General features: G+C 44.1%; 9 protein-coding genes. 8 read left to right on the top strand and 1 reads right to left on the bottom strand.

What is annotated here, in order from left to right:
* Nucleotides 1-27: 27 nt before the first annotated feature.
* Nucleotides 28-912 (bottom strand): LysR family transcriptional regulator, encoded by an 885-nt coding sequence (locus tag HMPREF0373_RS08245; protein WP_021739225.1) that lies wholly within the window; start codon nt 910-912, stop codon nt 28-30.
* 254 nt (nt 913-1,166) lie between these two features.
* On the opposite strand from HMPREF0373_RS08245, the gene HMPREF0373_RS08240 reads away from it, so the two are divergent.
* From HMPREF0373_RS08240 to nifU, 8 genes are all read left to right on the top strand, one after another.
* A complete protein-coding gene (locus tag HMPREF0373_RS08240) occupies nt 1,167-4,973 on the top strand; it encodes a phosphoribosylformylglycinamidine synthase (RefSeq protein ID WP_021739224.1) in 3,807 nt (1,268 codons plus the stop codon).
* A 351-nt stretch (nt 4,974-5,324) separates the two neighbouring features.
* Nucleotides 5,325-6,233, top strand: coding sequence for a 1-phosphofructokinase (gene pfkB, locus HMPREF0373_RS08235; protein WP_021739223.1), 909 nt, complete (start codon nt 5,325-5,327; stop codon nt 6,231-6,233).
* A 59-nt stretch (nt 6,234-6,292) separates the two neighbouring features.
* Nucleotides 6,293-8,209 carry a PTS fructose transporter subunit IIABC gene (locus tag HMPREF0373_RS08230; protein WP_021739222.1) on the top strand — a complete coding sequence of 639 codons (1,917 nt, stop codon included), beginning with the start codon at nt 6,293-6,295 and terminating at the stop codon, nt 8,207-8,209.
* A 23-nt stretch (nt 8,210-8,232) separates the two neighbouring features.
* Entirely contained in the window at nt 8,233-8,490 is a 258-nt protein-coding gene (locus tag HMPREF0373_RS08225; RefSeq protein WP_021739221.1) for an HPr family phosphocarrier protein, read from the top strand.
* A gap of 180 nt (nt 8,491-8,670) precedes the next feature.
* Complete coding sequence (ptsP, locus tag HMPREF0373_RS08220) at nt 8,671-10,329, top strand: phosphoenolpyruvate--protein phosphotransferase (protein ID WP_021739220.1); 1,659 nt, start codon at nt 8,671-8,673, stop codon at nt 10,327-10,329.
* Nucleotides 10,330-10,466: 137 nt separating this feature from the next.
* Complete coding sequence (locus tag HMPREF0373_RS08215) at nt 10,467-11,213, top strand: DeoR/GlpR family DNA-binding transcription regulator (RefSeq protein ID WP_021739219.1); 747 nt, start codon at nt 10,467-10,469, stop codon at nt 11,211-11,213.
* Nucleotides 11,214-11,396: 183 nt separating this feature from the next.
* Nucleotides 11,397-12,584 carry a cysteine desulfurase NifS gene (gene nifS, locus HMPREF0373_RS08210; protein ID WP_021739218.1) on the top strand — a complete coding sequence of 396 codons (1,188 nt, stop codon included), beginning with the start codon at nt 11,397-11,399 and terminating at the stop codon, nt 12,582-12,584.
* On the top strand, nt 12,574-13,005 hold the full coding sequence (gene nifU, locus HMPREF0373_RS08205; protein WP_044963481.1) for a Fe-S cluster assembly scaffold protein NifU: 432 nt from the start codon (nt 12,574-12,576) through the stop codon (nt 13,003-13,005). Before nifS ends, nifU begins: the two co-directional genes overlap by 11 nt.
* Nucleotides 13,006-13,191: the final 186 nt, after the last annotated feature.

The raw sequence follows: 13,191 nt of genomic DNA, 5'->3' as shown, positions 1-13,191 counted from the left end.
CTGGATTTCTGCTTACGAATTTGCCCTTTACAGAGATGGTAACAAGTCCAGAAATGCCTCTGTTGGTGCGTTGATCGGAAGTGTCGGATTCACGGAAGCCACGATCTGTCGTGCAGGCATGGTTTCTTTTGTTTCAATGATATCCAGATCCTCATTGCCTTCCCGGACGCAGTAGTCCGGTACGCAGGCAATGCCAAGACCGATTCTTGCAAAATCAATCAGCAGATCGTTACTGGAAAGTTCAATCTCCGGTACCAGCTCCAGCTGATGCTGCAGAAACAGATTGTGCAGAAATTCGCAGGTGGTGCAGTGACGTTCCAGGGTGATCAGTGGGTAGCCGGAAAGCTCCGCCAGGCGCAGTACCCGGGATTTCAATGGGTAATAAGCCGGATTTGCTACAAATACATCATGGAATTCACAGACAGTTTTCCGGATGTAAGACTGGTTTAGCCTGGTATTCGGTGCATTGGTGATGATCAGATCCACCTTTCCCTGTTCCAGCAGATCCACGCAGTTCAAAGAGGTTGCGTTCGTGACCTTGATCGGCACATTTGGATACTGCTGATGGAATTTCCGGAAATACGGAACGAGAAAATAACGGCAGATGGTGTCGCTGGCGCCGATGTGCAGCTGACCAAGTCCGAGCCCCTGACTGTCAAAGAGCTGGTTTTCACCGCGGCGGATGAGGTTCATCGCCGGTTCCACATGTTTTAACAGCAGCTGCCCGGCCGGGGTGAGCTGCACTTTTTTTGTACTGCGGATAAAAAGCGGCTGTCCGAGTTTGCGTTCCAGTGTCTTGATGGACTGGCTGACCGCAGACTGGGAAATGTAGAGATGTTTGCTGGCTTCCGAAAAGCTTAACGACTGTGCCACATAAAAAAATACTTTGTAAAGTTCATAATTGATATCCATAGAAGTATCCCCTTTGTATGTTTTGATTTACAGAAATCTCTTTTTATATTAGTATATAAAGTGTGAGAGCGTATGTCAATTATAAATTAGTGAAACTTATATATAGAATTAAATATATTAATTTTTCTAATTTAAATGTCTACGGTATACTAAAGGTACCATGATAGCACGGAACAGGTCTGTGCCATGTAATATTGCAGAGATGGACTGGAGAGAATGTCCGCTTTACCTAATTTTAAAATGGAGGATCCGATATGAGTAATGTACGCAGAGTTTATGTAGAGAAAAAAGAAGCGTATGCAGTAAAAGCAAAAGAACTGCAGGAAGAAATCAAGAGCTATCTTGGAATTACTTCCGTCACAGGAGTACGTGTTCTGATCCGTTATGATGTGGAAAACATTTCTGAGGCTACTTATCAGAGAGCACTGGTCAGTGTTTTCTCCGAGCCGCCTGTTGATGATATTTATGAAGAAACTTTTGATCTGAAAGGCGCAAAAGCATTCAGTGTGGAGTTCCTGCCGGGCCAGTTTGACCAGAGAGCAGATTCCGCTGTTCAGTGTGTAAAACTTCTGAACGAGAATGAGGAGCCGGTCATCCGTACCGCAACAACTTATGTGATCGAAGGTGATGTGACTGAGGAGCAGTTAGATGCCATCAAACATCATTGTATCAACCCGGTAGATTCCAGAGAGACCGGTTTTGAAAAACCGGAGACACTGGTTCAGAACTTTGACGAGCCGGCAGATGTTATCGTATTTGATGGTTTCTGCGAGATGCCGGAAACAGAACTGAAAGCATTATATGAATCCTTAAATCTGGCTATGACATTCAAGGATTTCCAGCACATTCAGAATTATTTTGTGAAAGATGAGCACCGTGACCCGACAATGACAGAAATCCGTGTACTTGATACATACTGGTCTGATCATTGCCGTCATACTACTTTCTCCACAGAGTTAAAGGATGTTGTATTTGAAGATGGTGATTATCTGGAGCCGATCAAAGCTTCCTATGATAATTATAAGGAGACTTACGCAGAACTTTATAAAGATCGTGACGATAAATTTGTATGCCTGATGGATCTTGCACTGATGGCTATGAAGAAACTGAAAAAAGAAGGAAAACTGGCAGATCAGGAAGAATCTGATGAGATTAATGCCTGCAGTATTGTTGTTCCGCTGGAGGTGGATGGCAAGACGGAAGAGTGGCTGGTAAACTTCAAAAATGAGACACACAACCATCCGACTGAAATCGAGCCGTTTGGTGGTGCCGCAACCTGCCTGGGTGGAGCCATCCGTGATCCGTTATCCGGACGTACTTATGTTTACCAGGCAATGCGTATCACAGGTGCGGCTGATCCGACCGTTTCCGTAAAAGACACTCTGGAAGGAAAACTTCCGCAGAAGAAGATTGTCCGTTCCGCAGCAGCGGGTTACAGTTCCTACGGTAACCAGATTGGTCTGGCAACCGGTTTTGTCAAGGAAGTATATCATCCGAACTATGTGGCAAAACGTATGGAGATCGGTGCGGTTCTGGGTGCAGCTCCGAGACGTGCCGTACAGCGTCTGACTTCTGATCCGGGTGATATTATCATCCTGCTTGGTGGTCGTACCGGCCGTGACGGCTGTGGTGGAGCAACCGGTTCTTCCAAAGCACATAACACATCTTCCATCGATACCTGTGGTGCTGAGGTTCAGAAAGGTAACCCGCCGACAGAGCGTAAAGTACAGAGATTGTTCCGCAGAGAGGAAGTCAGTCATATTATTAAAAAATGTAACGATTTTGGTGCCGGCGGTGTATCCGTTGCCATTGGTGAGCTGGCAGATGGCCTGCGTGTGGAGTTAGATAAAGTTCCGAAAAAATATGCCGGTCTGGATGGTACGGAAATTTCTATTTCTGAGTCACAGGAGCGTATGGCCGTTGTCATCGCACCGGAAAATGTGGATCAGTTCCTTGCTTATGCAGCAGAGGAAAACTTAGAAGCAGTTCCGGTAGCAGTTGTTACGGAAGATCCGCGTCTGGTTCTGATCTGGAGAGGTAAAGAAATCGTAAATATCTCCCGTGCATTTCTGAACACAAACGGTGCACACCAGGAGACAGGTGTTCAGGTGGAAATTCCGAGCAGAGAGGATAATTATCTGCATAAAATCGCGCTTGACAGCGTTGCAAAAGATCTGGAACATAACGATGTAAAGGCTGCATGGGTAGATACATTAAAAGACTTAAACGTATGCTCCCAGAAAGGTCTGGTGGAAATGTTTGACGGTTCCATCGGTGCCGGAAGTGTATATATGCCATATGGTGGAAAATATCAGTTGACCGAAACACAGAGTATGGTTGCAAAAATTCCGGTTATGACTGGAAAATGCGATGCCGTTACGATGATGAGTTATGGATTTGATCCGTATCTGTCCAGCTGGAGTCCATACCACGGTTCTGTTTATGCGGTTCTGGAGTCTATTTCCAAGATCGTGGCAGCCGGAGGTGATTACAAGAAGATCCGCTTCACATTCCAGGAGTACTTCCGCAGAATGAACGAGGATCCGAAACGCTGGAGTCAGCCGTTTGCAGCATTACTTGGCGCATATCAGGCACAGATGAGCTTTGGTCTGCCGTCCATTGGCGGAAAAGATTCCATGTCCGGAACTTTCAATGAGATTGATGTACCGCCGACACTGGTTTCCTTTGCTGTAGACGTTGCAAAAGAACAGGATATCGTGACTCCGGAGTTAAAGACAGCAGGCGATAAACTGATGTATTTTACCATTGATCATGATGCTTATGATCTGCCGGATTATGCTCAGGTCATGAAACTGTATGATGCAGTATACAGCCTGATCCAGGATCAGAAACTGAAAGCGGTATATGCACTGGATGCAAAAGGTCTGGTAGCTGCAGTCAGCAAGATGGCATTTGGTAACAAACTGGGCGTATCCATCCGTGGCTGCCTGAAGCCGGAAGAAGCATTTGCACCGGGATTTGGTAATCTGGTAGCAGAGGTTGCACCGGAAGATGCGGATGCTGTAAAAGCAGCATTAGAGGCTGTAGGACTCCGTGCAAACGTGTCCATCGTTGGTTCTGTTTTAGAAGAGCCGGTATTCCGTTATGGTGATGTGGAGATTGCAATGGATGATGCATTATCCGCATGGACAAACACATTGGAAAAAGTATATCCGACCAGAGCAACCACAGATAAAAAAGAGCTGGATGCAAAACTTTATACTACCAAAGAAATCTATGTATGCAAAAATAAAATTGCAAAACCGACGGTATTTATTCCGGTATTCCCGGGTACAAACTGTGAGTATGATTCTGCAAAAGCATTTGAGCGTGCAGGCGCAAATGTTGTGACGAAAGTATTTAAAAACCTGAATGCACAGGATATCCGTGATTCTGTCGATGTATTTGCAAAAGCAATCGACCAGGCACAGATCATTATGTTTCCGGGTGGATTCTCTGCCGGTGATGAGCCGGAGGGAAGTGCAAAATTCTTTGCAACTGCATTCCGTAATGCAAAAATCAAAGAATCTGTTGAAAAACTCTTAAATGAGCGTGACGGACTCTGCCTCGGTATCTGTAACGGTTTCCAGGCATTGATCAAACTTGGTCTGGTTCCTTACGGTGAAATCTGTGAGCAGAAAGCAGATTCTCCGACACTGACATATAACACCATCGGACGTCATATTTCCAAGATGGTTTATACAAAAGTGATGTCCAATAAATCGCCATGGCTGGCACAGGCAGAGGTGGGCAAGATTTACACGAACCCGGCGTCTCATGGTGAAGGTCGTTTTGTAGCAAACGAGGAGTGGCTGCAGAAACTCTTTGCAAACGGTCAGGTGGCAACCTGCTACGTCAACGAGGCAGGCAATCCGACGATGGATGAAGAGTGGAATGTCAATGGTTCTTACATGGCTATCGAGGGTATTACAAGTCCGGATGGAAGGGTTCTCGGTAAGATGGCTCATTCTGAACGTCGTGGTGATGGCGTGGCTATCAATATTTACGGCGAGCAGGATCTGAAGATCTTCGAGTCCGGTGTAGCATTCTTCCGCGACTAAAGTTTGCTTATTTTTCTGAAAAATTGATATGACTGAGAAGGGAAATCATTATTTTGTTTCCGCGGCTTACAATCGGCCGTTGAGAAAAATAATTGATTTCCCTTTTTTATGCCATGAAGATTTTATCCATGTATAAAACCATTACAGATAGAAACAATCGCAGAGCATTGTAATAAAAATGAATGAGATTGAACGAATTTACACTATTTGATCTTTTTATGTAAAAAAGTGAATGAAAATGAATGATTGTGAATATTGCATAAAAATAAAAAGTTTTTTTGTGAATTAAAATGATTGATTATGACTGATTATGACGGTATAATACAGGCATAAAAGACATGGAGGTGCAAGATGGTTTACACAGTAACTTTTAATCCGTCACTGGATTATATCGTATCAGTAAATGATTTTCAGATGGGTATGACAAACCGGACATGTGCAGAGCAGATGCTCCCGGGCGGCAAGGGAATCAACGTGTCTACAGTACTTTATAATCTGGGAATCGAAACAAAAGCACTTGGTTTTTCAGCAGGTTTTACAGGTAAGGAGATTGAGCGCAGAATGGCAGAGATCGGCTTTACACATGATTTTATATCTTTACCGGAGGGGTGCTCAAGGATCAATGTCAAATTGAAGGATTTTGACGGAACAGAGATCAATGGTATGGGACCGGATATCAGTCCGGAGAATGTAGAATCTCTGATGCAGAAACTGGATACACTGACGTCAGAAGATTATCTGGTACTGGCAGGAAGCATTCCGGGAAGTATGCCGAAGATGATCTATCGTGACATTATGGCACGTCTGGCATCCAAAGGTGTACAGTTCGTGGTTGATGCTACCGGAGAACTTCTGATGAATGTACTGGAGTATCATCCGTTTTTGATCAAGCCGAATAATCATGAGCTTGGCGAGATTTTTGGTGTAGAGTTAAAGACAAGAGATGAGGTTCAGCCATACGCAAAGAAACTGCAGGAGATGGGAGCCAGAAATGTACTTGTATCTATGGCAGGACAGGGCGCAGTTCTTCTGGATGAGAACGGCGGATTCCATCAGCTTCCGGCACCGAAGGGAACATTGGTGAATGCAGTCGGCGCAGGTGATTCCATGGTGGCAGGATTTGTAGCCGGATGGATTGAAAAACAGGATTATGAACATGCCTTCCGCATGGGAATTTCCGCAGGAAGTGCAAGTGCATTTTCAGAACTGCTTGCGACAGAAGCAGAAATCAGACAGGTTTATGCATCCATCGAGGCATAAGAAACAGTTGATAAGAAGATAAAACAAAACGGACAAAGGAAAGAGGAGGTAATGAGAGTATGAGAATTACAGACTTACTGGACAAAAGAAGTATTTCGCTGGATGCCGTTTGTGCATCAAAATCTGATGCGCTCGACCAGGCGGTTGCCCTGATGGTAAAAAGCGGCAAGATCAATGACGAGGAAGCGTATCGCAAACAGGTTTATCTGAGAGAGGAAGAGAGTACCACTGGTATTGGAGAGGGAATTGCAATTCCACATGGAAAATGTGATGCAGTTACAAAACCGGGACTTGCAGCTATGGTCATCAAAGATGGTGTTGATTTTGATTCTCTGGATGATGAGCCGGTCAATCTGCTGTTTCTGATCGCAGCACCAAATACCGAGGACAACATTCATCTGGATGTGCTCAGTAAACTTTCCATGTTATTAATGGATGAGAACTTTGTGGAGAAGCTGAAAAACGCATCTTCCGTAGATGAATTTTTAGAGATTGTAGATGCGGCAGATGAGGAAAAACCGGATCTGAACGATCAGCTGGCAGCTCAGACGGAGACAGAAGGTTCTGTGTGCAGAATTATTGCAGTTACTTCCTGTCCGACCGGTATTGCACATACTTATATGGCAGCGGAAGGTCTGGAAAAAGCAGCAAAATCTCATAATTGTTCTATTAAAGTAGAAACAAGAGGATCCGGCGGTGCAAAAAATGTGCTGACAGATGAGGAGATTGCAAATGCAGATTGCGTTATCGTAGCAGCAGATGCAAAGGTTCCGATGGATCGGTTTGATGGAAAGAAACTGATCGAGGTTCCGGTTTCTGACGGAATCAGTAAAGCAGATCAGCTGGTAGAACGTGCGATCAGCGGAGATGCACCAATCTATCACAGCAGTAATGCAGGCAGCCAGAGTACTGCTTCCAAGAAAACTTCCGGCGGAATTGGTCACAAATTGTATGTACATCTGATGAACGGTGTATCCCATATGCTTCCGTTTGTTGTCGGCGGTGGTATTCTGATCGCGATTGCATTCCTGATCGATGGAATGAACGTAGATATCAATTCACTCTCCGCAGATATGAGAGCAAACTTTGGTACGATCACACCAGTAGCAGCAGCATTTAAACAGATTGGTGGAATTGCTTTTGGACTGATGCTTCCGGTGCTGGCCGGATTTATCGCTATGAGTATCGGTGACAGACCTGCACTTGCAGTTGGTTTTGTCGGTGGTATGATTGCAGCAAACGGAAAATCCGGTTTCCTTGGTGCGCTGGCAGCCGGTTTCCTGGCAGGATTGATCATTTTATTACTGAAAAAAGTATTTTCCAGATTGCCGGATGCGTTGGAAAAGATCACACCGGTATTGTTATACCCCGTATGTGGTATCCTGCTGATGGGACTGATCATGATGTTTGTCATCGAACCTCCGGTAGGAGCTTTGAATACAGCTTTAAATACAGCCTTGACCAATATGGGGGCTTCTAGTAAAATATTACTGGGAATCATATGTGCCGGAATGATGGCAATCGATATGGGTGGCCCATTCAATAAGGCAGCATATGTATTTGGTACCGCAGCAATCGTTGCCGGAAACTATGATATTATGGCAGCAGTTATGATCGGTGGTATGGTACCACCGTGTGCAATCGCTCTTGCTACTTTGCTCTTTAAGAACAAATTTGCAAAAGAGGAACGCAAATCTGGACCGGTCAACTTTATTATGGGACTTGCATTTATCACAGAAGGTGCAATTCCATATGCAGCAGCAGACCCGATCCGCGTCCTGCCATCCTGTGTGGCTGGTTCAGCGGTAGCAGGTGCGTTATCTATGGCATTCGGATGTACACTGATGGCACCGCATGGTGGAATCTTTGTTGTACCGGTTATGGGTAATGCAGGCATGTATCTGGTAGCACTTGCAGTCGGAACCGTAATTTCCGCTGTTTTACTCGGTCTTCTGAAGAAAAAAGTAAATGAATAATTGAGGAAAAAGGAGAACTAACCATGAAAGAATTTAAGTACGTAATCACAGATGCACAGGGAATCCATGCTCGTCCGGCTTCTGAACTGGTAAAAGAGCTTAAAGGAGTTACTTCCGTTGTCAAACTTACAAAAGAAGGTAAAACGGTTGAGGCGAAGAAATTAATGGCTGTTATGAGCCTTGGTATTAAATGTGGACAGGAAGTTACTGTAACAGTAGAAGGCGAAGACGAAGACGCAGTAGCTGAGAAACTGGAAAATTTCTTCAAAACAAATCTGTAAGATAACAACTGAAAAAAGGTTTTGGAAAAGAATGCTCTGAATAAGTTATGATCATTTATAAAATGGTTGGTATTTTGAGCCAGAGAGGCTGTGTACGGTGGAAAACATCTGGCGTACACAGCTTTTTGTTTGATAGAAAATTACGGTGAATGATATAAATAAGGAAAGGAACAATGTGGTATGAACGTATATCAGGGAAAAAGTGTGTTTGGCGGTATTGCAATCGGACATTTATGTGTATACCAAAAAGGAGAGCAGCAGGTTACACGTCAGAAGATTGAGGACGTGGAAGCAGAAGTAAAACGGTTTCAGGTTGCCAGAGAAGCGGCTCAGGCACAACTTGGGGAGTTATACGACAAAGCTGTAAAAGAAGTAGGTGAAGCAAATGCCGCTATTTTTGAAATGCATCAGATGCTTTTGGAGGATGAGGATTATCAGGATTCGGTAGAAAATATCATCCGTACGCAGCAGGTGAATGCAGAGTATGCGACAGCTGTGACAAGCGATCATTTTTCTTCTATGTTTGCCGAGATGGATGATGACTATATGAAGGAGCGTGCGGCAGATATCCGTGATATCTCTGAACGTGTTATTGCAAACTTAAATGGTGAGAACAAAAGTAAAGTTGTGACAGATGAGCCGGTGATCATTCTGGCGGATGATTTGGCTCCGAGTGAGACAGTTCAGCTGGAGAAGGACAAAGTACTTTCTTTCGTAACTGTACATGGTTCTGTCAACTCCCATACAGCAATTCTTGCCCGCACCATGGGAATTCCGGCCCTGGTAAGTACAGAGATGGAGCTTACACAGGACCTGGATGGGAAACTGGCTGTTGTAGACGGCAACCATGGCACCATCTATGTGGATCCGGATGCTGAGACCATGGAAAAAATGAAAACTCTGAAAAAAGAGGAGGAGGAGAAGAAAGAGCTTCTTCAGACTTTTAAAAATAAAGAGAGTATTACACTGGACGGCAAAAGAGTACTGACTTATGCAAATATCGGCAATGTCAAAGATCTGGCGTTGGTTCTTCAGAATGGTGCTGAGGGTATCGGACTGTTCCGCAGCGAGTTCTTATATTTGGAGTCCGAGACATATCCGACGGAAGAAGAACAGTTTGAAGTATACAAAAAAGTTGCTGAGACTATGGCAGGCAAACGTGTCATCATCCGTACCCTGGATATCGGTGCGGACAAACAGGCAGATTATTTTGAACTGGCAAAAGAAGAGAATCCGGCGATGGGTGTCCGTGCCATCCGCATCTGTCTGACCAGACCGGAAATCTTCAAAACACAGCTGCGTGCACTGTTCCGTGCAAGCGCTTATGGAAACATTGCAATCATGTATCCGATGATCACTTCTTTATCTGAAATTGCACAGATCAAAGAGATTGTGGAAGAGGTAAAAGCAGAACTGGATGCAGACGGCGTTCCGTATGGTACACCGGAGCAGGGTATTATGATCGAGACACCGGCAGCAGCAACTATCAGTGATCTGCTGGCAAAGGAAGTAGATTTCTTCAGTATCGGAACCAATGATCTGACGCAGTATACATTGGCGATTGACCGTCAGAACCAGTCTTTGGATGCATTTTTCGATGCACATCATATCGCAGTACTCCGAATGATCTATCAGACCGTACAGAATGCACATAAAGCAGGAATCTGGTGTGGTATCTGCGGAGAACTTGGTGCAGACAGCGATCTGACAGAGTTATTCCTGGCAATGGGTATTGATGAATTGTCAGTATCTCCGGGTCGTCTGCTGACGATCCGTCGTCTGATCTGCGAAACTGACAGTAGTGCAAATAAGGAAGAAATTCTGAAAAAATGGCTGTAGGGTAGCTACGGAGGTCCTGAAAGGACGTTTTGCGAATAGCACGCGTGAACAGTAACGCATAGCATGTGTATCTCGCAGCAAGAATTCCGAGGGCGTTCTTGCATTAGAAAAGTAATAGAAAAGAGGAATGATACTAGATGTTGACAGAAAAGAGGCAGGAGGAAATTCTGCGCCTGCTTACTTTGAAAGGCAGCGTGACTGTTCAGGAGCTGAAAGAATACTTCGATGCTTCGGAATCTACGATCCGGCGTGATTTGAACACACTGGATGAAAAAGGTGCGCTGGTGAAAGTATTTGGCGGAGCCATGCTGACAGAATCAAATCTTGCGACCAAAGATGAGCAGGTTTCTCAGCGTAAGGGAATGTATCAGGAAGAGAAGCAGAAGATTGGCAGATATGCTGCTTCCCTGATCGAACCCCATGATTTTGTATATGTGGATGCCGGAACGACGACTGCCTGCATGATACCATATATTACAGAAAAAACGGCAACTTTTGTAACAAATGCGGTTTCACACGCGCTGGAGCTTGCAGAAAGGGGATTCCATGTCATTATCCTTGGTGGTGAACTGAAGGCGGCAACGGAAGCGATTGTTGGAAATGAAGCCTGTTTAAGCCTTCAGAAGTTTAATTTTACAAAAAGTTTTATGGGAACCAACGGTGCATCTCCGACGATTGGTTTTACCACCCCAGAGATCAATGAAGCCAAAATCAAGGAATGTGCCATGGTGCACAGTCTGAAATCTTATGTGTTGTGTGACAGCACGAAGTTTCATCAGGTCAATCCGGTCCGGTTCGCAACATTTGAGTCTGCCCAGATTCTGACAGAACAAATCCCGGATGCAGTATTAAAAGGACATAACAATATCATTGTGGTGCCGTAACAGGAGCATGAATTAAAACAAAAATAACTCCGACATAGGATTGTTGGAGTTATTTTTGTTTTTGTTCTTTAAATGAAACACCTTAATTCCTATTGACATTAGGGGAATACTATGATAAGATATCCGCGAATTGAGAAAACAATAGTTGAGATACAAATACTAAACTAGAAAGTGTGAGGGACTATGAACGTATATTTTGATAATGCGGCAACGACAAAAATGAGCCAGGTTGCATTGGACGCTATGATTCCATGCCTGGAAACTGTATATGCAAATGCATCAAGTCTTCATACTCCGGGTCAGAAATCCAAGGAGGTACTGGAGAAAGCAAGAGAGGAGATCGCAGCCTGTATCGGGGCACAGCCGAATGAAATATATTTTACTTCCGGTGGAAGTGAGGCAGACAATCAGGCTATCGTGTCTGCAGCAAAATGGGGTGCACGCAGAAATAAAAAACATATTATTTCCACAACGTTTGAGCATCATGCCGTACTTCATACATTGCAGAAACTGGAAAAAGAAGGTTACGAAGTAACATATCTGGATGTCCATGAAAATGGTATCGTTCAGCCGGAAGAAGTTGCGGCAGCCATTCGCCCGGATACCTGTCTTGTAACAATCATGTATGCAAATAATGAGATTGGAAGCATCCAGCCAATTGCTGAAATCGGTGCAGTCTGTAAAGAAAAAGGGGTCTATTTCCACACAGATGCTGTACAGGCAGTTGGACATCTTTCAATTAATGTGAAAGAGCAGAATATCGATATGATGTCTGCATCCGCACATAAATTCCATGGACCAAAAGGAGTGGGCTTCCTGTATGCAAGAAAAGGGATCCTGCTTTCTAACATCATTGAGGGTGGTGCACAGGAGCGTGGCAAACGTGCCGGTACAGAAAATATTCCTGCAATTGTAGGTATGGCTGCAGCATTGAAAAATGTTCTGGCTCATCAGGAAGAGAACGCAGCAAAAATGACAGCTTTACGTGACCGTCTGATCGATGGATTGCTGACGATTCCGCACTCCAAATTAAACGGAGACCGTACAAAACGTCTCCCGGGTAACGTAAACTTCTGTTTCGAAGGCATTGAGGGCGAATCCCTGTTACTGATGCTTGATATGAAAGGTATTGCAGCATCTTCCGGTTCTGCATGTACATCCGGTTCCTTAGATCCGTCTCATGTACTTCTTGCAATCGGACTGCCGCACGAAGTAGCACACGGTTCCCTTCGTTTATCCCTGTCTGAGTATAATACACAGGAAGAAGTGGATTATGTATTAGAAGAATTACCAAAGATCGTAACTTATTTAAGAAATATGTCACCGGTTTGGGATGAATTGGAAAAAGGAGAGAAAAAACATGTTATATAGTGAAAAAGTAATGGATCATTTTCAGAATCCGAGAAACGTAGGTAAAATGGAAGATGCTGACGGAGTCGGCGAAGTAGGAAATGCAAAATGTGGTGATATCATGAGAATGTATATCAAAGTCAATCAGGAAGATCAGACAATTTCAGATGTAAAATTCAATACATTTGGATGTGGCTCTGCCATTGCAACAAGTTCTATGGCTACTGAGATGATCAAAGGTAAAAAAATCGACGAAGCGCTGGAACTGTCCAACCGTGCAGTAGTAGAGGCACTTGACGGACTTCCGCCAGCAAAAATCCACTGTTCCGTACTTGCTGAGGAAGCAGTAAAAGCAGCAGTAAAAGATTACTATGATAAAAACGGCATTGCATACGATCATGAAAAATTCCAGTCTGTAGACTGTGCACACTGCCACGAATAAAGCACCATTCCTTAAATGAATAAATACTTGTGAGCGAAAGAAAAGCGTCCTTTGTAGGGCGCTTTTCTTTATGGTATACTATCTGTAATTATTGAAAAATGCAAATTGGCATAAAAACGAAATAAAAGTTTTACTTATAATTTACGGTAATATGCTTTGTTTTTTACGATGACATGCTAGGATTTC

Source organism: Eubacterium ramulus ATCC 29099 (genome assembly GCF_000469345.1).
In the GTDB taxonomy this organism is placed as follows: Bacteria; Bacillota; Clostridia; order Lachnospirales; family Lachnospiraceae; genus Eubacterium_I; species Eubacterium_I ramulus.
Note: the sequence above shows the minus strand (reverse complement) of the source record. Positions and strands in the feature narration are given on the sequence as shown.